At 67.4% G+C, this 24,534-nt stretch carries 20 protein-coding genes; 9 read left to right on the top strand and 11 right to left on the bottom strand.

Translation table 11 applies throughout. The features are described from left to right. Window positions 1-164 precede the first annotated feature (164 nt). From pgi to zwf, 3 genes are read right to left on the bottom strand one after another with little or no spacing between them, the layout of a single operon-like run. A complete protein-coding gene (gene pgi / locus B9Y97_RS15840; protein ID WP_085527654.1) occupies window positions 165-1,781 on the bottom strand; it encodes a glucose-6-phosphate isomerase in 1,617 nt (538 codons plus the stop codon). An 18-nt stretch (window positions 1,782-1,799) separates the two neighbouring features. Beyond that, a complete protein-coding gene (pgl, locus tag B9Y97_RS15835) occupies window positions 1,800-2,477 on the bottom strand; it encodes a 6-phosphogluconolactonase (RefSeq protein ID WP_085527653.1) in 678 nt (225 codons plus the stop codon). Further along, complete coding sequence (zwf, locus tag B9Y97_RS15830; RefSeq protein WP_085527652.1) at window positions 2,474-3,928, bottom strand: glucose-6-phosphate dehydrogenase; 1,455 nt, start codon at window positions 3,926-3,928, stop codon at window positions 2,474-2,476. Before zwf ends, pgl begins: the two co-directional genes overlap by 4 nt. A 175-nt stretch (window positions 3,929-4,103) precedes the next feature. Here zwf and B9Y97_RS15825 point away from each other — a divergent pair, with 175 nt between their 5' ends. Beyond that, entirely contained in the window at window positions 4,104-5,276 is a 1,173-nt protein-coding gene (locus B9Y97_RS15825; protein WP_085527651.1) for a BaiN/RdsA family NAD(P)/FAD-dependent oxidoreductase, read from the top strand. Between the two features lie 19 nt (window positions 5,277-5,295). Here the strand turns inward: B9Y97_RS15825 and B9Y97_RS15820 are convergent, their stop codons facing one another. After that, the gene (locus B9Y97_RS15820; protein WP_085527650.1) at window positions 5,296-5,646 is read right to left on the bottom strand and encodes a DUF2147 domain-containing protein; all 351 of its coding nucleotides are present in this window, start codon (window positions 5,644-5,646) and stop codon (window positions 5,296-5,298) included. A 166-nt stretch (window positions 5,647-5,812) separates the two neighbouring features. Here B9Y97_RS15820 and xth point away from each other — a divergent pair, with 166 nt between their 5' ends. From xth to B9Y97_RS15795, 5 genes are all read left to right on the top strand, one after another. Next, window positions 5,813-6,613 carry an exodeoxyribonuclease III gene (gene xth, locus B9Y97_RS15815; RefSeq protein WP_085527649.1) on the top strand — a complete coding sequence of 267 codons (801 nt, stop codon included), beginning with the start codon at window positions 5,813-5,815 and terminating at the stop codon, window positions 6,611-6,613. Between the two features lie 9 nt (window positions 6,614-6,622). After that, window positions 6,623-7,561, top strand: coding sequence for a nucleoside hydrolase (locus tag B9Y97_RS15810; RefSeq protein WP_176224392.1), 939 nt, complete (start codon window positions 6,623-6,625; stop codon window positions 7,559-7,561). 70 nt (window positions 7,562-7,631) lie between these two features. Beyond that, window positions 7,632-9,047: a protein adenylyltransferase SelO gene (locus B9Y97_RS15805; RefSeq protein ID WP_085527647.1), complete on the top strand. Its 1,416-nt coding sequence runs from the start codon at window positions 7,632-7,634 to the stop codon at window positions 9,045-9,047. A gap of 54 nt (window positions 9,048-9,101) precedes the next feature. Continuing rightward, window positions 9,102-9,779, top strand: coding sequence for an endonuclease/exonuclease/phosphatase family protein (locus B9Y97_RS15800; RefSeq protein WP_085527646.1), 678 nt, complete (start codon window positions 9,102-9,104; stop codon window positions 9,777-9,779). A gap of 75 nt (window positions 9,780-9,854) precedes the next feature. Further along, on the top strand, window positions 9,855-10,868 hold the full coding sequence (locus B9Y97_RS15795) for a Fe(3+) ABC transporter substrate-binding protein (RefSeq protein ID WP_085528305.1): 1,014 nt from the start codon (window positions 9,855-9,857) through the stop codon (window positions 10,866-10,868). Window positions 10,869-10,999: 131 nt separating this feature from the next. Here B9Y97_RS15795 and B9Y97_RS15790 read toward each other — a convergent pair whose 3' ends face one another. From B9Y97_RS15790 to uvrA, 3 genes are all read right to left on the bottom strand, one after another. Beyond that, on the bottom strand, window positions 11,000-11,902 hold the full coding sequence (locus B9Y97_RS15790) for a patatin-like phospholipase family protein (protein ID WP_085527645.1): 903 nt from the start codon (window positions 11,900-11,902) through the stop codon (window positions 11,000-11,002). Window positions 11,903-11,977: 75 nt separating this feature from the next. Then, the gene (locus B9Y97_RS15785) at window positions 11,978-12,403 is read right to left on the bottom strand and encodes an NUDIX hydrolase (protein ID WP_085527644.1); all 426 of its coding nucleotides are present in this window, start codon (window positions 12,401-12,403) and stop codon (window positions 11,978-11,980) included. Next, window positions 12,400-15,264, bottom strand: a complete 2,865-nt coding sequence (gene uvrA, locus B9Y97_RS15780; protein ID WP_085527643.1) for an excinuclease ABC subunit UvrA — start codon at window positions 15,262-15,264, stop codon at window positions 12,400-12,402. The genes B9Y97_RS15785 and uvrA overlap by 4 nt, the downstream gene beginning before the upstream one ends. 185 nt (window positions 15,265-15,449) lie before the next feature. Between uvrA and B9Y97_RS15775 the strand changes: the two genes are divergently transcribed. Both B9Y97_RS15775 and B9Y97_RS15770 read left to right on the top strand, forming a co-directional pair. After that, window positions 15,450-17,954 (top strand): VWA domain-containing protein, encoded by a 2,505-nt coding sequence (locus B9Y97_RS15775; protein ID WP_176224391.1) that lies wholly within the window; start codon window positions 15,450-15,452, stop codon window positions 17,952-17,954. A 192-nt stretch (window positions 17,955-18,146) separates the two neighbouring features. Then, complete coding sequence (locus B9Y97_RS15770; RefSeq protein ID WP_085527641.1) at window positions 18,147-18,515, top strand: rhodanese-like domain-containing protein; 369 nt, start codon at window positions 18,147-18,149, stop codon at window positions 18,513-18,515. A 157-nt stretch (window positions 18,516-18,672) separates the two neighbouring features. On the opposite strand, the gene lpdA is transcribed toward B9Y97_RS15770, so the two are convergent. The 4 genes from lpdA to B9Y97_RS15750 all read right to left on the bottom strand — a co-directional run bounded on the left by lpdA (window position 18,673) and on the right by B9Y97_RS15750 (window position 22,922). Continuing rightward, on the bottom strand, window positions 18,673-20,067 hold the full coding sequence (gene lpdA / locus B9Y97_RS15765) for a dihydrolipoyl dehydrogenase (protein ID WP_085527640.1): 1,395 nt from the start codon (window positions 20,065-20,067) through the stop codon (window positions 18,673-18,675). A 150-nt stretch (window positions 20,068-20,217) separates the two neighbouring features. After that, window positions 20,218-20,790 (bottom strand): DUF924 family protein, encoded by a 573-nt coding sequence (locus B9Y97_RS15760; RefSeq protein ID WP_085527639.1) that lies wholly within the window; start codon window positions 20,788-20,790, stop codon window positions 20,218-20,220. A gap of 80 nt (window positions 20,791-20,870) precedes the next feature. Beyond that, window positions 20,871-22,160 (bottom strand): MFS transporter, encoded by a 1,290-nt coding sequence (locus B9Y97_RS15755; RefSeq protein WP_085527638.1) that lies wholly within the window; start codon window positions 22,158-22,160, stop codon window positions 20,871-20,873. 132 nt (window positions 22,161-22,292) lie between these two features. Further along, entirely contained in the window at window positions 22,293-22,922 is a 630-nt protein-coding gene (locus B9Y97_RS15750; protein WP_176224390.1) for a helix-turn-helix domain-containing protein, read from the bottom strand. A gap of 63 nt (window positions 22,923-22,985) precedes the next feature. Here B9Y97_RS15750 and B9Y97_RS15745 point away from each other — a divergent pair, with 63 nt between their 5' ends. Further along, the gene (locus B9Y97_RS15745) at window positions 22,986-24,512 is read left to right on the top strand and encodes a class I adenylate-forming enzyme family protein (protein ID WP_085527637.1); all 1,527 of its coding nucleotides are present in this window, start codon (window positions 22,986-22,988) and stop codon (window positions 24,510-24,512) included. Window positions 24,513-24,534: the final 22 nt, after the last annotated feature.

Below are 24,534 nucleotides of genomic sequence, written 5' to 3'. Positions count from 1 at the left end.
GACAGGCCCCGCAACGCGGCGGGCGTGTTACCCCGTCCTTGGTCGGGTCCCCGGCCCGCAGGGCATGCTGTCCACGGCGCGTCGTGCCTTGGACGCGGCACTGCACCGGCCCGGCTCGAAAAACGCGCCCGCCCGCGCGATTGACGCCGGGGGGGGCCGGTCGTTCAGCCTTGCCCCGCACGCAGGTAGGCCACGAGCTGCGCCGTCGAGCCGTCCTTGCCCTCGGGGCTCACCTCGCCGGCCACGATCGGCTCCAGATCGCGGGCCAGCGCCTTGCCAAGCTCCACGCCCCATTGATCGAAGGAATTGATCCCGAAGATCACCCCCTCGACGAACACCCGGTGCTCGTAGAGCGCGATGATCTGGCCGAGCACGAAGGGCGTGAGCTTCGGATAGGCCAGCGTGGTCGAAGGCCGGTTGCCGGGAAACACCCGGTGGCGGGCCTGGCGTTCCAGCTCGTCACCGGAAAACCCGGCCTCCAGCATCAGCGCGCGCGCCGCGTCAAGCCCGCGCCCCTTCATCAGCGCCTCCGATTGCGCAAGGCAATTGGCCACCAGCAGGCGGTGTTGATGGGCAAGGTCCGGCTCGTGGCCCTTGGCCCCGACCATGAACTCGCAAGGCACCACCTGGGTGCCCTGGTGGATGAGCTGGTAGAAGGCGTGCTGGCCGTTGGTGCCGGGCTCGCCCCAGACCACCGGGCCGGAGGCCACGCCCAGCGCCGCGCCGTCCATCGCCACGCGCTTGCCGTTCGATTCCATCTCGAGTTGCTGGAGATAGGCCGGCAGCCGCGCCAGCCGCTGCTCATAGGGCAGCACCGCGCGGGTGGCATGGCCGCAGACCTGCGCGTGCCAGATCCCGGTGAGCGCGAGCATCAGCGGCATGTTGTCGGCCCCCTCGGCGCGCTGGAAATGCACATCCATCGCGTGGCCGCCCGCGAGCATCTCGCGAAAATACTTCGGCCCCACCGCGATCATCAGCCCGAGCCCGATCGGCCCCCAGAGCGAATAGCGCCCGCCGACCCAATCCTCGAAACCGAACACCCGGGACGGGTCGATCCCCCAGTTGGCGGTCTTGTCGGTGGCCGAGGAGAGCGCCGCGAAATGCCGGCTTGCCGCCTCCGCGCCGACGCTGCGCGACAGCCAGTCGCGGGCGGTGGCGGCGTTGGTCATGGTCTCGATCGTGGTGAAGGTCTTGGAGGCGACGATCACCAGCGTCGAGGCGGGGTCGATCCGGTCGAGCACGTCGCGGATATGCGCGCCATCGACGTTGGAGACATAATGCACCCGCGGCCCGTCGTGGTAGGGGGCCAGCGCCAGCGTCGCCATCGCGGGCCCGAGATCGGAGCCGCCGATGCCGATGTTGACCACGTCGGTGAAACGCCCGCCGCCGGGCGGCCGCACCCGGCCCGAGCGCAGACCTTCGGCGAAATCCTCCATCCGCGCGAGGGTTTCGTGCACGCCGGGCAACACGTCGACGCCATCCACCTCCACCGGCCCCGGCCCGGGGTGGCGCAGCGCGGTATGCAGCACCGCGCGGCCTTCGGTCTCGTTGATCTTCTCGCCCGCAAACATCGCGCCGCGCCGCGCCGCCACGCCCGCCTCGTCGGCGAGCTTCAAGAGCAGCGCGCGCGCCTCCGCATCGATCAGGGTTTTCGAATAGTCGAACAGAAGGCCATCGGCCCGCACCGAGAACTCACCCGCGCGGGCCGCATCCTCGAACAGCGTCTCGATGCGCAGGTCTCCCTGCGCCGCACGGTGCGCCTTGAGTTCCGCCCAAACCATGTCGCGTGTCTCCGCCTGTCAGCTTTCCGCCCAATGCACCGTGAGCCCGTCGAGCACGGCGGATACCGGGGCCTCCATCGGATCCCCCAGCGCCTCGGCCCGTTCCAGCGCCGCGCGCTTGGCCGCCCCCAGAATGACGAGGTGCTTGTTCATCGCACCGTTGATCACCTCGGCCGAAAGCGTCACCCGTGGCTCGCCCGCCTCCGGCGCGCTCATCGCCACCAGCGCAGGCGCACCCGGGCGCAGCGCCTTTTCGAGATTGTCGGCACCGGGAAACAGGCTCGCGGTGTGCATGTCTTCGCCCATGCCGAGCAACACCACGGTAAGCGGCGCCAACGCCTCGACCCGGCCCGCCACATCGGCGAGATCGACATCGGGTGCATCGCCGCCGGTGTAGTAGGGCAGAAAGGTCGCCGCCGCCGCCTTGTCGATCAACAGCCGCTCGCGCAACAGCCGCGCGTTCGAGCGCGGACTGGTCTCGGGCACCCAGCGTTCGTCGGTCAACAACACGTCGATGCGCGCCCAGTCCAGCGAGATCACCGAGAGCAGGTCGAACAGCGGCCCCGGCGTGGTGCCGCCCGGCACCGCGAAAGAGGCCCGCTCGCCGGTGACGAGCACCCCGTTCAACTCGCCCGCGATGGTGTCGGCCAACGCGAGCCACAGCATGTCCTTGTCGGAATATTCAACGAGTTTCATGATCCGATCTCCCTCCAGCGGCGGCCATCCTTGTGCATCAGGATAAGCGCCTCTTCCGGCCCCGTCGAGCCGGGTTCGTACCCCATCGGCTTTTCCTCGCGCGCCTCCCAGGCGGCGATCACCGGATCGGTCCAGGCCCAGGCCGCTTCAACCTCGTCGCCGCGCATGAACAGGGTCTGGTTGCCGCGGATCACATCCATGATCAGCCGCTCGTAGGCGTCGGGCACATCCGCCGCCTCCTCGCCGAGCGCCTCGGCGAAGGTCATGTCGAGCGGCACGTCGATCAGCCGCATGCCACCCGGGCCGGGTTCCTTGATCGTGACCGTGAGGTCCATCCCCTCGTTTGGTTGAAGCCGGATGGTCAGCTCGTTGGCGCTCTGGCCGGTGTCTTCCTCGAAGATCGAATGCGGCGGCTCCTTGAAGCGCACCACGATCTCGGAGACCCGCGATTTCATCCGCTTGCCGGTGCGCAGGTAGAACGGCGTGCCGTTCCAGCGCCAGTTCGCCACGTGCAGCTTCATCGCGATGAAGCTCTCGGTGCGGCTCGCGGGGTTCTCGGCGTCGTCGCGGTAGGAAAGCGTCTCGGCCCCGGCCTTGTATTGCCCGCGCACCACCTCGCCCGGCTCCACCGGCTCGAGGGCGCGGATCACCTTGAGCTTCTCGTCGCGCACCGCGTCGGGGTCGAACCGCGCCGGCGGCTCCATCGCGATCAGGCACAGAAGCTGCATCAGGTGGTTCTGCACCATGTCGCGCATCGCGCCCGACTTGTCATAATAAGCCCCGCGCCCGCCCACGCCCACGGTTTCGGCCACGGTGATCTGAACATGGTCGATATACTGGTTGCGCCACAGCGGCTCGAACAACAGGTTGCCGAAGCGCACCGCCATCAGGTTCTGCACCGTCTCCTTGCCGAGATAATGGTCGATCCGGTAGATCTGCTGCTCGTCGAAATGCCGCGCCAGCGTGGCGTTGAGGTCGCGCGCCGAGGTCAGATCGTGGCCGAAAGGCTTCTCCACCACGATCCGCGCCTCCGGACCGGCGATCTTGTGCTTGTGCAACCGCTTGGCAAGGTCGCCGAACAGCGCCGGCGCGACCGAGAAATAGAACGCCTGCACCAGTCCCGGGCGCATCAACCTGGCCAGATCGGACCAGCCATGGGTGCCCGTCGCGTCGATGCCAACATAGTCGATCCGCGCGAGGAAGGCGTCGAGCGCCTTCTGATCGCGCTTCGAGATCGGCAGGAACTCGTTCAGCGCATCAAAGACCTGTGCGCGGTAATCCTCGGACGTCATGTCGGAGCGCGCCGCGCCGATGATTCGAGCTTCATCGGGGATCTGGCCATCCTTGAACCTGCGAAACAGCCCGGGCAGGATCTTGCGCCGGGCGAGATCGCCGGTGCCGCCGAAGATCACTAGGTCGAAGGCCTCCACCGGGATGACACGCGAAACCATGGTTCTGCTCCTTCGAATTGGGTTAGCGCTAACGAAGCGCCTCGCGCCCGCCTGTTACGACCTCCCGCGCGCCTTGTCTAGCATCGCCATGTAACGGCACACCCCCGGGCGGCAATTGCGCAACGGCGCTGCGGCGGCCTTGTCACCGGCGGCGCTGCGTGCTCAACCCGGGTCCATGAGCGGGGTCTATCACACCATCATCATCGGTGCCGGCGCGGCCGGGCTGTTCTGCGCGGCCCATACCGGCGGGCGCACGCTGGTGCTTGATCATATCGCCAAACCCGCCGAAAAGGTGCGCATTTCCGGCGGCGGGCGCTGCAATTTCACCAACCTCGACGTGACGGCGGCGAATTTCCTCTCGGAAAACCCGCATTTCGCCAAATCGGCGCTGGCGCGCTACACCCAGTGGGATTTCATCGACCTCATCGCCCGCCACGGCATCGCCTGGCACGAAAAGACCCTTGGCCAGTTGTTCTGCGACGGCAAGTCCACGCAGGTGGTCGAGATGCTGCTCACCGAGGCCCGCGCCGCCGGGGCCGAGCTGTGCCTCGCCACCCCGGTGCGCGACCTTGCCCATGCGGATGGCCGCTTCCGGGTGACCACCGAGTCAGGCACGTTCACGGCCAGGAACCTGGTGATCGCGACCGGCGGCAAGTCGATCCCGAAGATGGGCGCCACCGGCTTTGCCTATGACGTGGCGCGCCAGTTCGGCCACGCCTTGGTCGAGCCGCGCCCCGCCCTCGTGCCGCTCACTTTCGGCGACCGCTTCGCACCGCTCTCCGGCGTTTCGCTGCCTGCGCGGGTTTCCAACGCCCGCACCGGTTTCAACGAGCAAATCCTGTTCACCCACCGCGGCCTCTCCGGCCCGGCGGTGCTCCAGTTGTCGTCCTACTGGCGCGAGGGCGAGGCGATCACGCTCGATCTCGCGCCGGGGCGCGACCTTTTTGATCTCCTGCGCAGCGAGCGCCAGCGCGCCGGGCGGCGGGCGCTTGCCAGCGTGCTTGCGGCTGCCCTGCCCGCCCGGCTGGTCGACCACCTCGCCCCCGCGCTTGGCCTTGCCGCCCGCCTTGCCGATCAGCCCGACGCGCGGCTTGCCGAGATCGCCGCCGCGCTGCACGGCTGGCAGCTCACCCCGACCGGCTCCGAGGGCTGGCGCACGGCGGAGGTGACGCTGGGCGGCATCGACACCGCGGGGCTTTCATCGCAGACGATGGAATCGCGCCACCTGCCCGGCCTCTACTTCATCGGTGAAGCGGTCGACGTGACCGGCTGGCTTGGCGGCTACAACTTCCAATGGGCCTGGTCCTCGGCCCATGCGGCGGGCACGTCGATTGCCGGGCAGCCATAGGCCACCCGGCGCGGACCGATCACTGTTTGGTCCAGATCTCGGCGTCGCAGACCGCCCCGCCAAGCACGCAACCCTCGATCTTGAGCTTGTCGCTGCCGATCAGCACGGTGCCGGCGAAGGTCATGAACCCCGGCATGTCGGGGTGCTTCATTTTCGGGCCCTTCCAGGTCCCGGGGCTCTCCTGAAGCATGCCGTGGCACATCTCGAATCCGTCCGAGGCGCGTGTGCAGAACAACCGTCCGCCATCGTCGGTGACATTGATGATCTGTGTGCCTTCGCGCAGCCATTCGGTGGTGCCGGCGGCAACCGGCGCCGCCGACAGCATTACGGCAGCCGCGCCAAGCGCGGCCAAGGTCTTGATACGTCCCATTCAGTCCTCCCTTGGGTAGCTCGCTTATCAATGCGAGTATTCAGATAATAGCATCATTGCATGTCCACGCGGCAAGCCCTTTGCGCCCGGCCCCCCATCGCCGATGCGTTGTGCCCCGGTGGCAAGCCCGCTAATCTCGCGCCGAACCAGCCCCGGGGAGCGCGCGATGAAGATTGCCAGTTTCAACATCAACGGCATCAAGGCCCGTCTTCCCGCCGTGCTCGACTGGGTGAAGGAGGCCACGCCCGACGTGGCGATCCTTCAGGAAATCAAGACGATGGACGAGGGCTTTCCCCGCGAGCCCTTTGAAGACCTCGGCTACAACGTTGAAACCCATGGACAAAAGAGCTTCAACGGCGTCGCCCTGATCTCGAAACTGCCGCTCGAAGACGTGCGGCGCGGGTTGCCAGACGCGCAAGGTGCGGGCCGTGACGGCATCGACGACGCGGAGGCGCGCTACATCGAAGCCACCGTGGTGGGCGACAGGGCGGTGCGGATCTGCGGCCTCTACCTGCCCAACGGCAACCCTGCGCCGGGGCCGAAATACGACTACAAGCTGCGCTGGATGGAAAGATTGACTACGCGCGCCAAGCATCTGCTTTCACAAGAAGAATGCTTCCTGATGGCGGGCGATTTCAACGTCATCCCGCAAGCCGTCGACGCCGCCCGCCCGGAGGCCTGGAAGGACGACGCGCTGTTCCTGCCCGAGACCCGCGAGGCCTTCCGCCGCCTCGTCAATCTCGGCCTCACCGACGCCCTGCGCGCCCGCACCTACGCACCGGAGCTCTACACCTACTGGGATTTCCAGCGCGGGGCATGGGCCCGCAACGACGGTATCCGCATCGATCATTTCCTGCTCTCGCCGCAATGCGCCGACCTGCTCGAAGATTGCCGGATCGACAAGGAGGTGCGCGCCCGTGAAAAGCCCTCCGACCATGTCCCGATCTGGGTGAACCTCGCGGCTTAAATTCATATCATGGCGCGAAAAATCATCATCGATACCGACCCGGGACAGGACGATGCCGTGGCCATCCTGCTGGCCCTCGCCAGCCCCGAGATCGAGCTTCTGGGCCTCACCGCTGTGGCCGGAAACGTGCCGCTGGCGCGCACCGCCGAGAACGCCCGGATCGTCTGCGAACTGGCGGGGCGGACGGATGTGAAGGTGTTTGCCGGCTGCGACGCCCCGATGCGCCGCCCGCTGGTGACGGCCGAGCACGTCCACGGAAAAACCGGCCTCGACGGGCCGGAGCTTTGGCACCCCACAATGCCGCTGCAACCCGGTCACGCGGTCGACTTCATCATCGACACGCTGCGCGCCGAGCCTGCGGGCACGGTCACGCTCTGCCCGATCGGCCCGCTCACCAACATCGCCACCGCGCTCGTGCGCGCGCCTGATATCGCGCCCCGCATCGCGGAAATCGTGCTGATGGGCGGGGCCTACTTCGAGGTCGGCAACATCACGCCAGCGGCCGAGTTCAACATCTACGTTGACCCGGAAGCCGCTGATATCGTGTTTCACTCCGGTGTTCCGCTCACGGTGATGCCACTCGACGTGACGCACAAGGCGCTGGTCACCCGCGCCCGGCTCGACGCCTTTGCAACCCTTGGCACCCGCACCGGGCGCTTCACCGCCGAGATGCTGGATTTCTTCGAGCGCTTCGACATCGCCAAGTATGGCTCCGAGGGCGGCCCGCTGCACGACCCGACCACCATCGCCTGGCTGCTGAAGCCGGAGTTGTTCACGGGGCGTCACATCAACGTCGAGATCGAAACCCGCTCCGACCTCACCCGGGGGATGACCGTGGCCGACTGGTGGGGCGTGACAGACCGCGCCCCCAACGCGATGTTCATCGGCGATCTCGATGCCGACGGCTTCTTCGCCCTGCTCACCGAACGGCTCGCGCGGCTGCCCTGAGGCGCTGAGGGCGCGTGCGAAATCGTGCGCCTGCGCTGGACATCCGCTCCGCCCGCCCCATATTTCTCCCATGCGCGCGACATTCGACAATTCCTATTCCCGGCTGCCCGAGCGGCTGTTTGCCCGGCAAGCCCCTGTTCCCGTGGCCAGCCCCGCCCTCGTGGCGGTGAACGCGTCGCTTGCGCGCGAGCTTGGCATCGCCCCCGAGAGCATTTCTGCCGAGGTGATCGCCGGCAACGTGGTGCCCGAGGGGGCCGAGCCGATCGCCCAGCTCTACGCCGGCCACCAGTTCGGCAACTGGGTGCCGCAGCTTGGCGACGGGCGCGCGGTGCTGCTCGGCGAGGTCATCGACAACGCCGGCAACCGGCGCGACATCCAGCTCAAGGGCGCAGGCCGCACGCCGTTTTCGCGTGGCGGCGACGGGCGGGCCTGGCTCGGGCCGGTGTTGCGCGAATACGTCGTCTCCGAGGCGATGCACGCGCTTGGCATTCCCACCACCCGCGCGCTCGCGGCGGCCACCACCGGCGAAGAGGTTTACCGCGAAGGGCCGATGCCCGGCGCGGTTCTGGCGCGGGTGGCGGCAAGCCATATTCGCGTCGGCACCTTCCAGGCGCTGGCGGCGCGGCGCGATACCGAGGGGCTGGCAGCCCTCACCGACCACGCCATCGCCCGGCACTACCCCGAGGCAGAAGGCCCGCTCGGGCTGCTCACAGCGGTCAGCGAGGCGCAGGCGCGGCTCGTCGCGGGGTGGATGAGCGTCGGCTTCATCCACGGCGTGATGAACACCGACAACATGGCGATTTCCGGCGAAACCATCGACTACGGCCCCTGCGCCTTCATGGATGCCTACCACGGTGCCACGGTGTTTTCCTCGATCGACCGAATGGGGCGCTACGCCTACCAGAACCAGCCCGATATCGCGATGTGGAACCTCGCCCAGCTCGCCAGTGCCTTGTTGCCGCTGATCGACCCCGACGAGGACGCCGCCATTGCCGCCGCGCAGGATGCGCTCGACGGCTTCGCCCCGGTCTTCCGCGCGGCATGGCTCACGCGCTTCCGCGCCAAGATCGGTCTCACCCGCGCCGAGGAGGGCGACGAGGCGCTGATCGTCGGGTTGATGCAGCGGATGTCGACCAGCGGTGCGGATTTCACCAACACCTTCCGCGCGCTGGCTTCGAGCGGCGATGCTTCGGCGCTGGTGACCGACCCGGGCGCGTGGGAAAGCTGGGCCCCCGACTGGCGGGCGCGGCTGGCCCGCGAACCGGGCGATACCAGCGCGACGATGCGCAGCGCCAACCCCGCCGTCATCCCGCGCAACCACCGGGTGGAAGAGATGATCACGGCCGCCGCCCAGGGCGATTTCGCCCCGTTCCACCGGCTGATGGCGGTGCTCGCCGATCCTTTCGATGACGGGCCCGACACGGCCGAATACGCCAAGCCGCCGCGCCCCGACGAGCGGGTGCGCCAGACCTTCTGCGGCACCTGAGCGCAGAAGGCTTTGTGTGGCGCGCGCCTGCCCCTATATTGAGATCAGGCAGGCATGAAACTCGCAAGCTACAACATACGCAAGGCCGTTGGCCTTGATCGCCGCCGCGATCCGGGGCGTATCCTCGATGTGGTCAACCAGATCGGGGCCGACGTGATCGTGCTGCAGGAAGCCGACAAGCGGCTCGGGCCCCGGCCCACGGCGCTGCCGCGCCAGCTCATCGCCGATCACACCGATTATGCCCCCGTCGATCTGGCCATCACCGACGTGTCGATCGGTTTTCACGGCAACGCGATCCTCGTGCGCAAGGATGTCGACGTGAGCGACCCGCAGCGCATCGTCCTGCATGGGCTTGAGCCACGCGGCGCGGTCTCGGCGGTGATCGGCGGGCAACTGCGGGTGGTGGGGGTCCACCTCGGGCTGATGCGGCGCCACCGCCACGGCCAGTTGCGCCAGATCCGGCAGGCGCTGGAGCATTGCGACCGGCCCACCGCCGTGCTCGGCGATTTCAACGAATGGTCGCCGCATGCCGGGATGGAGGAATTCCAGGATCATTTCGAGATCGTCGCGCCGGGCAAGTCGTTTCATTCCTCGCGCCCGATGGCGGCGCTCGACCGGGTTGGTCTCAGCCCGGAGATCGCGCTCAAGCACGGCGGCGTGGTGGAAACGAAGCTGGCGCGGGTGGCCTCCGACCACCTGCCGATCTGGGTCGAGATTGACCTCCCGGAATAGCTGACTAACTTTATCAGGTATTGACCCGACAAAATCGCTCGGGTATCTCCAGCGCATTGATGCATGGAGGACCGCATGACCCTGAAACTTTCCCTGACCGCCGCACTTGGCCTTGCCACCGCGCTCACCGCGCTGCCAGCAACGGCCGACGTCAACATCTATTCCTACCGCCAGCAGGAACTGATCCAGCCGCTGCTCGACGCCTTCACCGAGGAAACCGGTATCGCGACCAACGTGGCCTTCCTCGACAAGGGCATGGTCGAGCGGCTTCAGGCCGAGGGTGACCGCTCTCCCGCCGACGTGGTGCTGACTGTCGATATCTCGCGGCTTGCCGAACTGGTGGACGCCGGTGTCACCCAGCCGGTGGACAGCGAGGTGCTGAGCGCGCAGATCCCGTCCGAGTTCCGCGATCCGGGCAACGAGTGGTTCGGGCTGACCACCCGCGCGCGCATCGTCTACGCCTCGAAGGAGCGTGTGGCCGAGGGTGAGGTGACGACCTACGAAGACCTCGTCGACCCGAAGTGGAAGGGCCGGATCTGCATCCGTTCGGGCACCAATGCCTATAACGTCGCGCTGACCGCGGCGGTGCTGCACCACCACGGCGAAGAAGGTGCCACCGCCTGGCTCGAAGGCGTCAAGGCCAACCTCGCGCGCAAGCCGCAGGGCAACGACCGTGGCCAGGTCAAGGCGATCTGGGCCGGCGAATGCGACATCTCGCTCGGCAACACCTATTACATGGGCGCGATGCTTGCGGACGAAGAGCAGAAGGAATGGGCCGATTCCGTGCGCATCGAGTTCCCCACCTTCGAGGACGGCGGCACCCACATGAACGTCTCCGGCATGGCGATGACCAAGGCCGCGCCGAACCGCGACGAAGCGCTCGCCTTCATGGAATTCCTCGCCTCCGACACCGCCCAGGCGATCTACGCCGAAGCCGTCAACGAATTCCCGGTGAAGGAAGACGTGCCGAACTCGGCGCTGGTTGAAAGCTGGGGCAGCTTCACGCCGGATGACGTGAACCTGATGGACATTGCCGGTCTGCGCCCGGATGCGCTCAAGCTGATCCAGATCGTCGATTTCGACGGCTGAGGCGCGGGCTACAGCGTTGCGGTTGGCCACTGCGGTGGCCGACCGTCAGATCCTTCGAGACGGGCGCGCGATTGGCGCGCCCGTTTTCGTGCCGGCCGGGCCGCGCCCGACGCCCTTTAACGCGGTCGCCGCTACGCCCATTCGCCCAGGCAGACCGCGCGCAATTCATCGGCCTTTTCACGCACCATCTCCTCGCCGCGCGCGATCGCTTCGCGGCCACGGTGCAACTCCAGCATGGTCAGGGCCGTGAATTCGCCGTTCAACTGCACGTGCGGCGGCTCGCCGGCAAACCGTGCGCGCCGGATCGTCTCGGTCATCACGTCGATGGCGGCGCTGAGCACGTCGAAGTAATTCGGAGTGATCGCCTTGGCGCTCGCCTCGGGGTCGATGCCGAGTGCCTCGTGCAAGGCGTCGGGCAACACCGAGGCCACCCAGGTTCCGCCCGGCTTCGGCTTGGGGGGCAGCCAGATACGCCCGCGCGGCTTGCCGTTGGGGTTGACCGCGACGATCACCTCCGCCCCCAGTGCCCGCGCCGCCGATACCGGCACCGGGTTCACCAACCCGCCGTCAAGCAGCCAGCGGTCGTCGATATTGATCGGGCACATCACCCCGGGAATGCCCGCCGAGGCGCGCACCGCCTTGTAGGTGGGTCCGTGGTCGATCCAGATTTCGCGCCCGGTCTCCATGTCGGTGGCGATGGCGGCGAAGGGGTGGGCCATGTCTTCGATCCGGTCCGGCACCCCCAATTCCTTGAGCACGGTTTCGATCTCGCGCGCCTCAACCAGCCCGCCCGACCGCAACCGCAGGTCCATCATCGACACGAAGCGTCCGGGCGTGAGCGCGCGCACCCAGTCCTCCAGCGCCTCCAGCCGCCGCCCGGCCCAGGCCGCGCCGACGATCGCGCCCATCGAGGTGCCCGCCACCACGTCGGGGGTGATGCCGATCTCGTCGAGCGCCTTCAGCACGCCGATGTGGCACCAGCCGCGCGCGCCGCCCGATCCGAGGGCCAGGCCGATTTTCGGTCGTCTGTTCATAGCCGGAGTTTGCGTCCGCGCGGCGGTCGTGGCAAGGGCCGCCGCGATGCGGTTTGCCGCCTGCCCGCTCGCAAATCAGCCCAGACGCGCCCGGGCGGCGGCGAGCAGCGCCGGAACCCCTTCCGACAACGCCAGCGCGCCCGCCTTGATCTCGGCGTCGGGCACCCAGCGCGCATCTGCGGCATCGTCGGCGGCACGGGGCTCGCCTTCAGCCCCCTCACAGGCAACCGCGACGAGAAAGAAGTGGTAGAGCAGCCGCCCGTCGGGCGCGTGGTGAAGGATCTCCTTGCTGCCAAGCTGGGGCCCCGCGCAGGCGCGAAGCCCGGTTTCCTCGGCAAGTTCGCGCAAGGCCGCGTCGACCACGGTTTCGCCCGCCTCGACCTTGCCGCCGGGAAAGCCCCACAGGCCCTGATCGGGCGGGTTGGCACGCTGCACGAGGAGCGCCGCGCCCGGCCGAAGCGCCACCGCGAGCACGCCCAGCACCGGCGCGGCGGGGCTCATTCGGCGGCCCTGTGGCGCGGCTTCAGCATCTCGGCGAGGTAATGCCCGGTGTGGCTCCCGGCCACCCTCGCCACGTCTTCCGGCGTGCCCTCGGCCACGATCCTGCCGCCGCCGTCACCCCCCTCGGGGCCGATGTCGATGATCCAGTCGGCGGTCTTGATCACGTCGAGATTGTGCTCGATCACCACCACGGTGTTGCCCGTCTCGACCAGCTCGTGCAGCACTTCGAGAAGCTTCCTGACATCCTCGAAATGCAGCCCCGTGGTGGGTTCGTCGAGGATGTAGAGGGTGCGCCCGGTGGCGCGTTTGGAAAGTTCCTTTGAGAGTTTCACCCGCTGCGCCTCGCCGCCCGAGAGCGTGGTGGCCTGCTGGCCAACCTTGATGTAGCCCAGGCCCACCCGCATCAGCGCGTCCATTTTCTCGCGGATCGAGGGCACCGCCTTGAAGAAGGTTTGCGCGTCTTCCACCGTCATGTCGAGCACGTCGGCGATGGATTTGCCCTTGAAGGTCACCTCCAGCGTTTCGCGGTTGTAACGCGCGCCCTTGCAGGTTTCGCATTCGACGTAGACATCGGGCAGGAAGTGCATCTCGATCTTGATCACGCCGTCGCCCTGGCAGGCCTCGCAGCGCCCGCCCTTGACGTTGAAGCTGAACCGCCCCGGCTTGTAGCCGCGGGCCTGCGCCTCGGGCAGCCCGGCGAACCAGTCGCGGATCGGGGTGAAGGCACCGGTATAGGTGGCCGGGTTGGACCGCGGGGTGCGGCCGATCGGGCGCTGGTCGATGTCGATCACCTTGTCGAGATGTTCGAGCCCTTTCACCGCATCGCAGGGCGCGGGCGTCTGGCGCGCGCCGTTCAGCCGCATCGAGGCGGTCTTGAACAGGGTTTCGATGGTGAGGGTGGACTTGCCGCCGCCCGACACGCCGGTGACGCAGACAAACTGCCCGAGCGGAAACTCAACCGAGACCCCTTGCAGGTTGTTGCCGGTGGCGTTTTCCACCCGCACCGCCTTGCCGTTGCCAGGCCGCCGGCTGGCGGGCACGGCGATCTCGCGCGCGCCGGTGAGGTATTGCCCGGTGAGCGAGGCGGGGTTGGCGGCCACGTCCTCGGGCGTGCCCTGCGCCACCACCTGGCCGCCGTGCACCCCCGCGCCAGGGCCGATGTCGAAGACGTAATCGGCCTCGCGGATCGCCTCTTCGTCGTGCTCCACCACGATCACGGTGTTGCCCTGGTCGCGCAGGTTCTTCAGCGTGTCGAGCAGCCGTCCGTTGTCGCGCTGGTGCAGCCCGATCGAAGGCTCGTCGAGCACGTAGAGCACGCCGGTCAGCCCCGAGCCGATCTGGGAGGCAAGCCGGATGCGCTGGCTCTCGCCACCCGAGAGCGTGCCCGCGTTGCGGCTGAGGGTGAGGTATTCCAGCCCGACATTGTTGAGAAACCCGAGCCGCTCGCGGATTTCCTTCAGGATCGCGCGGGCGATCTCGTTCTTCTGCGCCGTGAGGTGCGCGGGCACCGTCTCGCACCAGTCAAAGGCCTCGCGGATCGACATCTCGACCACCTGGCCCACGTGCAACCCGGCGATCTTCACCGCCAGCGCCTCCTCGCGCAGCCGGTAGCCGCCGCAGGTGCCGCAGGAGCGGTTGTTCTGGTAGCGCTCGAATTCCTCGCGGATCCAGTTCGAATCGGTCTCGCGGTAGCGCCGTTCCATGTTGGGAATCACCCCCTCGAAGGGGCGGGTGACCTCGTAGACCCGCCCGCCCTCGTCGAAGCGGAAGCGTATCTCCTCCTCGCCGGTGCCGTAGAGAAACACCTGCTGCACATGGGCGGGCAGGTCTTTCCACGGCGTGTCGCGGTCAAACTCGTAGTGCTTTGCGATGGCCTCGATGGTCTGGCGGAAATAGGGCGACTTGCCCTTGCGCCAGGGGGCGAGCGCGCCGTCATAGACGTTGAGCGTGATATCGGGCACCACGAGGCGCTCGTCGAAGAACAGCTCTACCCCCAGCCCGTCGCAGGCCGGGCAGGCCCCGAAGGGCGCGTTGAACGAGAACAATCGCGGTTCGATCTCTGGGATGGTGAACCCGCTCACCGGGCAGGCGAATTTCTCCGAGAAGGTGAAGCGCTCGGGTTCGCCGTCCTCCGGCTTCGGCGCGGTCTCCAGCACCGCGATGCCGTCGGCGAGGTCGAGCGCGGTGCGCAAGGAATCGGCCAGCCGCGTCTCCAGCCCCTCGCGCACCACGATCCGGTCCACCACCACGTCGATATCGTGGCGGAAGTTCTTCTCCAGCTTCGGCGGGTCTTCGAGCTCGTAGAACCCGCCATCCACCTTCACCCGCTGAAAGCCCTGCTTGCGGAGTTCCGCAAATTCCTTGCGGTATTCGCCCTTGCGGTCGCGGATGATCGGCGCGAGCAGGTAGGCGCGCGTGCCTTCGGGCATGGCCATGACCCGGTCGACCATGTCCTGCACCTGCTGCGCCTCGATCGGCAACCCCGTGGCGGGCGAATAGGGCGTGCCGGCGCGGGCGAACAGGAGGCGCAGGTAGTCGTAGATCTCCGTCACCGTGCCCACCGTCGAACGCGGGTTCTTGCTGGTGGTGCGTTGCTCGATGGAGATCGCAGGCGACAACCCGGAGATATGGTCCACGTCCGGCTTCTGCATCATGTCGAGAAACTGCCGGGCATAGGCCGAGAGCGATTCGACGTAGCGGCGCTGGCCCTCGGCATAGATCGTGTCGAAGGCCAGCGAGGATTTGCCCGAGCCCGAAAGCCCGGTGATCACCACCAGTTCATCGCGCGGGATATCCACGTCGATGCTCTTGAGATTATGCTCGCGCGCGCCGCGCACCTCGATGAACTTCTGCTCGGCCATGGCCCACCTCGTCTGACCCGGCCTTGATACGCCAAAGCCCGGCCGTCGCCAATCGGAAAAAGAGAACAAAAAGTAAACACGCGAGGCCGACCGGCAACGGCGTGCCGATCGAAGCAATCGGTATCCGAAAGCACGCGTCGCGCTAGAGTGGCACGATACCCGTATTCAGCGAATCGGAGATGATCATGCTGCGTCTTCTGGCCCTTATCCTGTTTCTCCTGCCCGGCCTTGCCACCGCCCAGGGCGCGCCACGCACCATCATCGTGCTCGACGGCTCCGGGTCGATGTGGGGCCAGATCGACGGGGTGAACAAGATCGTGATCGCCCGCGAGGTGATGGCCGACCTGCTCGCCACCCTTCCCGCCGAACAGGAACTGGGGCTGATGTCCTACGGCCACCGGCGCAAGGGCGATTGTGCGGATATCGAATTGCTGATCGAACCGGGCACCGACCGCGAGGCGATCGCCGAGGCGGTCAACGCGATCAATCCCAAGGGCAAGACGCCCCTTTCAGCGGCGGTGATTCAGGCGGCGGAAGCCCTGCGCTACACCGAGGAGAGCGCAACGGTGATTCTCGTCTCCGACGGGATCGAAACCTGCAATCTCGACCCCTGCGCGGTCGGTCGCGAGCTTGAAACCGCCGGGGTGGGCTTCACCGCGCACGTGATCGGCTTCGACGTCGCCGAACCGGAAGCCCTGGCGCAACTGCAATGCCTGGCCGAGGAGACCGGGGGCATGTTCCGCACCGCGGGCAACGCGGACGAACTGGCGCAGGCGCTCGACGTGGTGGTTGCGGCGCCCGAACCCGAGCCGGAACCGGAGATCATCCCCGCCCCGGTCACTTTCCGCGCGATTGCGGGCGAGAACGGGCCGGAGATCACCGAAGGGCTGGTGTGGAACATCGCCACTGATGCCGCGGGGCCGGTCGCCGTCAACGACATGGCCCCAAACCCGTTGCTTGACATCCTGCCGGGCGACGGGCGCGCCGAGGTTCTGCGCGTCTCCGACGAGGCCACCGCCGAGGCCCGCTTCACCGTGGTCGATGACGCCGCGATGACCGTGACGCTGGTGTTGTCGGAGAACCTGCCCGATGCCAGCCTCGATGCCGCCGCCAGCGCCCCGGCCGGGGCGGAACTTGTCGTGCGCTGGACCGGGCCGGGGGCCGAGCGCGATTACATCGCCGTCGCCAGCCCCGACATGGGCCGCAGCGAGTGGCACGAGTACATCTATGTCGCCGATGGCGACGATCGGGCCGTCCGGCTGCAGATGCCGCCCGACCCCGGCGGTTACGAGCTGCGCTACATCCACTCCGAAGGCGGCAAGGTGCTCGCCACCCGCCCGGTCGAGGTTACCCCGATCGAGGTGCGCCTCACCGCCCCCGAAAACCCGGTGATCGGGCTGGTCGCCCCGGTGCCCTGGGTCGGCCCGGACTACCCGCGCGACTACATCGCGGTTGCCAGCCCGGGCAGCGATGACGGACAATATGAAACCTACGCCTACACCGAGGCCGGCAATCCCTCCGGGGTGACGATGCCCGCCACGCCCGGCGACTACGAGTTGCGCTACGTGCTCGGCGACTCAGGCCGGGTGGCGGCCCGTCTGCCGATCACCGTGGCCGACGCCGCGACAAGCGTTTCCGGCCCCGCAGAGGCCCCGGCGGGCGCGACCATCACCGTCGACTGGTCCGGCCCCGATGCCCAGAACGACTACATCTCCATTGCCGAGGCCGGCGGCGACGATCGGCGCTACGAGGGTTACACCTACACCAAGAGCGGCAACCCGGTGCGCCTGCGCCTGCCGATGACGCCGGGCGATTACGAGTTGCGCTACGTCATGAGCCAGGACAGCACCGTGCTGGCCCGCGCCCCGATCACGCTCACGCCCGTCGCCGCCAGCCTCGATGGTCCGGCCGAGGCCGCCGCCGGTTCGCAACTGAGCGTCGGCTGGAGCGGCCCGGACTACGGCAGCGACTATATCTCGATCGCCGAAGTCGGGGCCGATGACGGCAGCTATGAGGCCTATGCCTACACCGGCAACGGCAACCCTGCCCGTTTCGATGCCCCCACCGCCCCGGGGGCCTACGAACTGCGCTACGTCGCCAATGACAACGGCAAGGCCGTGATCGCCCGCGCGCCGATCACCATCACCGAGGTGACGGCAACCCTGGCGGCCCCGGCAAGCGCTGCCTCCGCCAGCACGCTCGCGGTGGGCTGGACCGGCCCGGGCGGGGATCGCGATCTCATCACCATTGCCCGGCCAGACGACGCAGACCGGCAACACGAAACCTATGCCTACGTCCGTGAAGGCGATCCGGTGCAGATCCGGGTGCCCACCCTGCCCGGCGATTACGAGGTGCGCTACCAACTCGACGGGGCCGACAAGCGGGTGATCGCGCGCCAGCCGCTCACGGTGACCGCCGTCAGCGCGCGCCTCGACGCGCCGGCCTCGGGGCCGGCCGGGGCCGAGGTGGCGGTGGCGTTCGAGGGGCCGTCCTACGACGACGACCTCATCACCATCGCCCGCCCCGGCGAGCGCCCGCGCGACTACGAAAGCTACGGCTACGTGCGCAACGGCAGCCCGGTCACGCTCGCGTTGCCCGACACGCCGGGCGACTACGAATTGCGCTACCTCGTGCGCGGCACCGATCCCACCGTGATCGCCCGCCAACCGCTCACCGTCACGGCACCCTGACTGCCCGACACGGCGGCGCGAACCACCCCCGAGAGGCGCCCCCGTGGCGCCTCTCATTTTTGTGACCACTGGCGTATATCTGGGTCTTGTAATATTCAAAAACGTGAATATTATCGTCGTCAACAGAGCAACACCGTCACCGGCCGAGGCGAACAGGAGCCGGGGGCAACCAGACCGCAAAGGACCAAACCCATGCTGAACTTCATGATGGGCCGCCAGGCCACCGCCTCCCGGATGTCGCCGCAAGAGGCTGTTACCAAATCGAAAAACGGCGAAGTCATCGTCGTCGACGTGCGCGACCACAACGAGTTGATGATGACCGGAAAGGCCGAGGGTGCGGTGCATATTCCGCTCTCGGTGCTGCAGATGCAGGTCAACCCGTCGTCGCCCGATTTCCACCCCGCGCTCGACACCTCGAAGCCCATCGCTGTCTACTGCGCCTCCGGCGCGCGCTCCTCGATGGCCGCGCAGGTGTTCCAGCAGCACGGTTTCGACGAGGTGCACAACATCGGCGGCCTCGGTCACTGGCAGATGGCCGGCGGCAACATCGAACGCGCCTGAGCCACGCCATTCCAAACGTCCCTCCCGGACGCTCACTCGCCCCGCGGCCACCCGGCTGCGGGGTTTTTTCGTGGCGCGGCCGGGTGCCCTTTCGGCAGATGAAACGCCCCGGAAAACCGATGGTTTCCGGGGCGCGAAAAAATCTGGATCAGCGGTCTCAGTAGTGGATCGCGCGGCCCCAGGCGTCGAGCACGCTTTCGTGCATCATCTCCGACAGGGTCGGATGCGGGAACACGGCTTGCATGAGATCCTGCTCGGTGGTTTCCAGCTGGCGTCCCACCACGTAGCCCTGGATCAGTTCGGTCACTTCCGCGCCGATCATGTGCGCGCCGAGCAATTCGCCGGTTTTCGCGTCGAACACGGTTTTGACGAAGCCCTCGGGCTCGCCAAGCGCGATTGCCTTGCCGTTGCCGATGAAGGGAAACTTGCCGACCTTCACTTCAAACCCGAGCTCCTTCGCCTTGGCCTCGGTGTAGCCCACGCTGGCCACCTGCGGCTGGCAATAGGTGCACCCGGCGATGCTCTCGGGGCGCACCGGGTGGGGTTTTTCGCCCGCGATCATTTCCGCCACCATCACGCCTTCATGGCTGGCCTTGTGCGCGAGCCAAGGGGCACCCGCGATGTCGCCGATGGCAAAGACCCCGTCCACGCCGGTGCGGCAGTATTCGTCGACCACCACGTGGCTGCGGTCGACCTTCACGCCTTGCTCTTCGAGCCCAAGCCCCTCGACGTTGCCGACGATGCCGACAGCCGAGATCACGGTGTCGAAATCGTGCTTCTCCACCTTGCCGCCGCGCTCGATATGCGCGGTGACCTTGCCCTTGCCACGATCGAGGCTCTTGACGGTGGATTTCTCCATGATCGTCATGCCCTGTTTCTCGAACGCCTTTTTCGCGAAGGTGGACACCTCGGCGTCCTCCACCGGCAGCACCCGCTCCATCACCTCGACGACCGTCACATCGGCACCCATCGTGTTGAAGAAGCTGGCAAACTCGATGCCGATCGCACCGGAGCCGATGACCAGCAGCTTTTTCGGCATCCGCGGCGGCTGGAGCGCGTGTTTGTAGGTCCAGACAAGATCGCCGTCGGCCTCCAGCCCGGCCAGTTCGCGGGCCCGCGCGCCGGTGGCGAGAATGATGTTTTTCCCTTCCAGAACAAGTTCTTCCTTGTCGGTCTTGACGGCGACCTTGCCCTTGCCTGCGAGGTTTGCCGTGCCCATCACAACCTCGACCTTGTGCTTCTTGAGAAGGTGGCCAACGCCGCCCGAAAGCTGCTTGGCCACCCCGCGCGAGCGTTTCACCACCGCGCCGAGATCGAAGCCGACCTTGTCGGCCGAGAGCCCGAAATCACCGGCGCGTTCCATCAGGTGAAACACCTCCGCCGAGCGCAACAGCGCCTTGGTCGGGATACAGCCCCAGTTGAGACAGATGCCGCCGAGATGCTCGCGTTCCACAACGGTCACCTTGAGCCCGAGCTGTGCCGCGCGGATGGCGGCGACATAGCCCCCCGGCCCCGCGCCGATCACGATCAGGTCTTGCGTCTTTCCGGCCATTCGCGCCTCCTTCGGGAAAAGTAGTTTGGCATTAAACTATTTTTGCCGCGGATTCAATGACGCGCGCGGGATGCTGCCATGCACCAAGCGCAGAAACGGCTGCGGCCGCCGAGGGGGCGGCCGCGTCCTGCCGGTCGGGCTAGATCTGGCTCAGGCCCGCAGTTCGCGCAGAACCGACCCGTAGCCGCCGGCCTGCTCGAAATTGCGTTCATGCGCGGTATCGGTGCGCGCGAGCGCGGCATTGCGATAGGGGAAACGACCGAAACGGCGGATCACCTCGCGATGCGCCTTGGCGTGCATGAGGTTTTCCTTGCCGGTTTCCGGCATCCGGGTCAGCATCAACCGGACGCAACGGTCCTGGTCGGTCTGGCTTTCCGAGTGCATCAGGGGCAGGTAGAAGAACTGGCGCGCGGGCTCGTCGATCTTCATGTCCCAGCCCTTGTCGATGGCGCATTTCGCCGCCGCCAGGGCCGCATGGTCCGACGAGAAGGCCCGCGCCTCGCCACGGAACATGTTGCGCGGGAACTGGTCGAGCAGGATCACGTAAGCCAGCGCCCCTGTCGGATATGTCAGCCAGAGCGAATAGGCCCCGGCCTGCGCGCTGCGCCATGCTGCTTCAAACCGATCGCGAATGCGCTCATCGAGCACCGCGTCGGATTGGTACCACCCCTTGGCGCCGACTTCATCGAGCCAGAACGCCAGAACGTCTTCGGGTTTGACCATCACCCAATGCCTCCTTGCCTCTCTATACCGGGCGATTCGAGCGTTACAAAAGTTTCATATGCACGCAAGCCGATTTCTGATTATTGCGCATCACTTCGCCAATTTGTGTCGGAGGTGCCATCCTCGGCGGCTTCTTCGACCGCTTCGGCATAAATCTCCTGCGCCATGTCCATCGCCACCGGCGATGCCGATGGCAGCACCGGGGCGTAGCTCTGGGTTTCCTCCACCGAGGGCGAGGCGCGGCGGGTGGTGCGCCACAGCCCGTAGCCGACCAGCGCCAGCAACATCACCGCAAGGTAGACGAAAAACCCCTGCGGCCCGAAGGTGGTCATCGCCCAACCGGTCACCAGCGGCCCTGCCACCGCGCCGACCCCGTTCACGAACATCAGCCCCGCGGAGGCCGCGGGCATGTCCTCCACCTCGAGAAAGTCGTTGGTGTAGGCGAGCAGCAGCGCATAGAGCGGGTTGGCGGTGCCGCCGATCAGGAACGCGGCCAGGATCAGCACCGGGTAGTTGCCCGGCAGGATCACCGGCACCAGCGCCGCCAGCGCCCCGAGCGCCGCCACCGTCAGGATCAGGCCGCGGCGATCCACCCGGTCCGAAATCCAGCCGATCGGGTATTGCATGACCAACCCGCCGACGTAGATCATCGCGATGAAGATCGACAGACGTCCGATGCTCAGCCCGGCCTGGGTGGCGAACACCGCCGCCATGCCGAAAAGGGCCGAGAAAACCCCACCGATGAGCATGATCCCGACCACGCCCAGCGGCGATATCTTCACCAGGTCGCGCAAGGTCATCCGCCGGGCGGTGGCGAAGGCGGGGGTCGGGCTGACCGAAAGCAGGATCGGCGCAAAGGCAAGCGAGACCAGCACCGAGGGCAGGATGAACAGGATGAACCCGCCCGGATCGGCCAGCACCACGAGTCCCTGCGCCGCGATGATGCCGATCATCTGCACGATCAGGTAAAGCGACAGCGCCTTGCCCCGGTTCTGGTTGGTGGCGGCGTGGTTGAGCCAGCTTTCGGCGGTGACGTAGACGCCGGAGAAGGAAAACCCGATCGCCACCCGCAGCAGGGTCCAGGCGATCGGATCGGTGATCACCGGAAACAGGATCAGCGCCGCCGAGATGAAACTGCCGAGGGCGGCAAAGACGCGCACGTGTCCGACCCGCCGAATCAGCCCCGGCGTGGCCCGCGAGCCGCCGAGGAACCCGGCGAAATAGCCCGACATCACCAGCGACATCTCGTAGGTCGAAAACCCTTCGATCGCGCCACGCAAGCCCAGCAACGTGCCCTGAATGCCGTTGCCGACCATCAGGAGCATCACGCCGATCAAGAGTGCCCAGGAACTTTTCAGAACGTCGAACATGGCCCATCCCTAACAGATACCGACGCGCCGTAACATTCCGGGCTTGGCCCGTCGCCCGGAAAACGACCCCTCGCGGCCAAAAACGCACGCCTCACGATCGCGTGGCCGCGAGCCCGGCCGGTGCCTGTTCGCTCAGAGCGAGGTCACCCAGAGGATGGTGGCGTCTTCCTCGCTGATCGAGATCACGTTGTGGCCCATCGAGGCGTCGTAATAGGCGCTGTCGCCCCTTCGCATCTCGACCGGCTCGTAGAACTCGGTGATCAGCCGGATCGCCCCGGTCAGCACGTAGAGGAATTCCTCGCCGTCGTGGCGCACCCAGCCGTCGAACTCGTCGAAGCTGCGCGCGCGCACCCGGGCGCGGTAGGGCAGCATCGTCTTCTTGGTCAGCGCGCCCGCGAGCAATTCATGCTCGTAGGTCGCGGTCGGATGGGCCTGGCCTTCGCCGGTTTTCGTGACCGTCATCCGGCCCGAAACCTTGGCCTCGCGCGGCGGGGTGAAAAGCTGCGGCACCGAAATCTCCAGCCCCACGGCGAGCTTTTTCAGCGCGTCATAGGTCGGGCTCATCTGGCCGTTCTCGATCTTTGACAGTGTCGAGCGGGCAAGCCCGGCCTGGTTTGCCGCTTGCTCCAGGGTCCAGCCACGCGACTTGCGCAAGGAGCGCACCCGCTCGCCGAGGTTGAGCGGCATAGGGTCCGGCGCGTCCTGGCCCGACTGGCGGGCAAGCTGGATCAGGCTGGGTTGGGGCGGGGTCAAGGGGTCCATGGCGCTTGATATACGGTTGCGCAGGCCACTTGCAAGCACGGCTCCGGCGGGCATATTTGCGCCATGCTCTCCGTCGATGCCCCCGGCACCGCCCTTGCCCCGCCGCCCCGCCGGTTCAACCTCGCGGCCCATGTCCTCGCGGGCGGCGCGGCCACGCCCGACAAGGTGGCGCTCTCGATCATCGGGCCGGGCGGGGGCGACGACTGGAGCTTTGCCCGCCTTGCGCGCGCCGTCGGCGGGATCGCCGGCGGGCTTGCCGCGTTGGGCCTTGCACCGGGCGACCGGGTGCTCCTGCGGCTGGGCAACAGCGTGGAGTTTCCGCTCGCCTTTCTCGGCTGCATCGCGGCGGGTCTGGTGCCGGTGCCGACCTCGTCGCAACTCACGACGCCTGAGATCGGCCCGATGGCGGCCCTCATCGACCCGAGGCTGATCGTGGCCGGGCCGGCGATCGCCCTGCCCGACCCGCTGCCCTGCCCGGTGCTGAGCGAGGCCGAGGTGCACGATCTCGCCGCGCACACGCCCGCAGAGGCCGTGATGGGCGATCCGGACCGCCCGGCCTATGCCGTCTTCACCTCCGGCACCTCCGGCCAGCCGCGTGCCGTGCTCCACGCCCACCGCGCGATCTGGGCGCGGCGGATGATGTCGGAGGGTTGGTATGGGCTGCGGCCGGACGACCGGGTGATGCACGCGGGTGCCTTCAACTGGACCTACACCCTCGGCACCGGGCTGATGGACCCGTGGAGCCGCGGAGCCACCGCGCTCATCCCTGCCCCCGGCACCCGCCCCGCCGATCTGCCCGCGCTGATGGCCGAGCACGAGGCCACGATCTTCGCCGCCGCACCCGGGGTGTTTCGCCAGATGCTGCGCGCGGGTCTGCCGCCGCTGCCGGCCCTGCGCCACGGGCTTTCGGCGGGCGAAAAGCTCGCGGGAACCATCCGGGCGGGCTGGGAGGCGGACACCGGCACCGCGCTGCACGAAGCCTTCGGGATGTCGGAATGCTCCACCTTCATCTCCGGGTGCCCTGCCCAGCCCGCGCCGGAGGGCACGCTCGGCTTCGCACAGCCCGGCCGACGGGTGGCGGTGCTGGGCGAGGACGGCGCGCCGGTGCAGCGTGGTGCGCCTGGGCTGCTCGCGATCGACGCGGGCGATCCGGGGCTGATGCTGGGCTATCTCGGTGCGCCCGAGGCCACGGCGGAGCGCTATCGCGGCGGCTGGTTCGTCACCGGCGACAACGCGGCGATGGCGCCGGGCGGCGCGATCCGCTACCTCGGGCGCGACGACGACATGATCAACGCGGGCGGCTACCGGGTTTCGCCCATCGAGGTGGAGGCGGCGATGGCGGCGCATCCCGGCGTGCACGAAGCGGCCTGCGTGGAAATCGCGGTGTCGGACAGCGCCAGCGTGATCGGCTGTTTCTACGTTCCCGAATCGGCTGCCCTTGCGGATGATACGCTCTCGGCCCATGCCCATGCGCGGCTCGCGCACTACAAGTGCCCGCGCATTTTCACAGCGGTCGACACCCTGCCGCGCGGGGCCAATGGAAAACTTCAACGCGCTGTGCTGCGGGACGGCGGGGCCGGGACGCCATGATCTCGTCCCGGGGGTGGTGCCG

Origin of the sequence: Maritimibacter sp. HL-12, assembly GCF_900177545.1 — a bacterium.
Taxonomy (GTDB): domain Bacteria; phylum Pseudomonadota; class Alphaproteobacteria; order Rhodobacterales; family Rhodobacteraceae; genus Sinisalibacter.
The sequence above is the reverse complement of the archived record's forward strand: the minus strand, read 5'-3'. Positions and strand labels throughout refer to the sequence as shown.

Excerpts from the sequence above, each read along its gene's own strand:
- B9Y97_RS15750 (WP_176224390.1), bottom strand. The coding sequence starts at position 22,922 with ATGGACCCCTTGACCCCGCCCCAACCCAGCCTGATCCAGCTTGCCCGC.
- pgi (WP_085527654.1), bottom strand. The coding sequence starts at position 1,781 with ATGGTTTGGGCGGAACTCAAGGCGCACCGTGCGGCGCAGGGAGACCTG.
- B9Y97_RS15790 (WP_085527645.1), bottom strand. The coding sequence starts at position 11,902 with ATGAACAGACGACCGAAAATCGGCCTGGCCCTCGGATCGGGCGGCGCG.
- B9Y97_RS15760 (WP_085527639.1), bottom strand. The coding sequence starts at position 20,790 with ATGGTCAAACCCGAAGACGTTCTGGCGTTCTGGCTCGATGAAGTCGGC.
- B9Y97_RS15745 (WP_085527637.1), top strand. The coding sequence starts at position 22,986 with ATGCTCTCCGTCGATGCCCCCGGCACCGCCCTTGCCCCGCCGCCCCGC.
- B9Y97_RS15795 (WP_085528305.1), top strand. The coding sequence starts at position 9,855 with ATGACCCTGAAACTTTCCCTGACCGCCGCACTTGGCCTTGCCACCGCG.
- B9Y97_RS15825 (WP_085527651.1), top strand. The coding sequence starts at position 4,104 with ATGAGCGGGGTCTATCACACCATCATCATCGGTGCCGGCGCGGCCGGG.
- lpdA (WP_085527640.1), bottom strand. The coding sequence starts at position 20,067 with ATGGCCGGAAAGACGCAAGACCTGATCGTGATCGGCGCGGGGCCGGGG.
- zwf (WP_085527652.1), bottom strand. The coding sequence starts at position 3,928 with ATGGTTTCGCGTGTCATCCCGGTGGAGGCCTTCGACCTAGTGATCTTC.
- B9Y97_RS15800 (WP_085527646.1), top strand. The coding sequence starts at position 9,102 with ATGAAACTCGCAAGCTACAACATACGCAAGGCCGTTGGCCTTGATCGC.
- xth (WP_085527649.1), top strand. The coding sequence starts at position 5,813 with ATGAAGATTGCCAGTTTCAACATCAACGGCATCAAGGCCCGTCTTCCC.
- B9Y97_RS15810 (WP_176224392.1), top strand. The coding sequence starts at position 6,623 with ATGGCGCGAAAAATCATCATCGATACCGACCCGGGACAGGACGATGCC.
- pgl (WP_085527653.1), bottom strand. The coding sequence starts at position 2,477 with ATGAAACTCGTTGAATATTCCGACAAGGACATGCTGTGGCTCGCGTTG.
- B9Y97_RS15785 (WP_085527644.1), bottom strand. The coding sequence starts at position 12,403 with ATGAGCCCCGCCGCGCCGGTGCTGGGCGTGCTCGCGGTGGCGCTTCGG.
- B9Y97_RS15755 (WP_085527638.1), bottom strand. The coding sequence starts at position 22,160 with ATGTTCGACGTTCTGAAAAGTTCCTGGGCACTCTTGATCGGCGTGATG.
- uvrA (WP_085527643.1), bottom strand. The coding sequence starts at position 15,264 with ATGGCCGAGCAGAAGTTCATCGAGGTGCGCGGCGCGCGCGAGCATAAT.
- B9Y97_RS15775 (WP_176224391.1), top strand. The coding sequence starts at position 15,450 with ATGCTGCGTCTTCTGGCCCTTATCCTGTTTCTCCTGCCCGGCCTTGCC.
- B9Y97_RS15820 (WP_085527650.1), bottom strand. The coding sequence starts at position 5,646 with ATGGGACGTATCAAGACCTTGGCCGCGCTTGGCGCGGCTGCCGTAATG.
- B9Y97_RS15770 (WP_085527641.1), top strand. The coding sequence starts at position 18,147 with ATGCTGAACTTCATGATGGGCCGCCAGGCCACCGCCTCCCGGATGTCG.
- B9Y97_RS15805 (WP_085527647.1), top strand. The coding sequence starts at position 7,632 with ATGCGCGCGACATTCGACAATTCCTATTCCCGGCTGCCCGAGCGGCTG.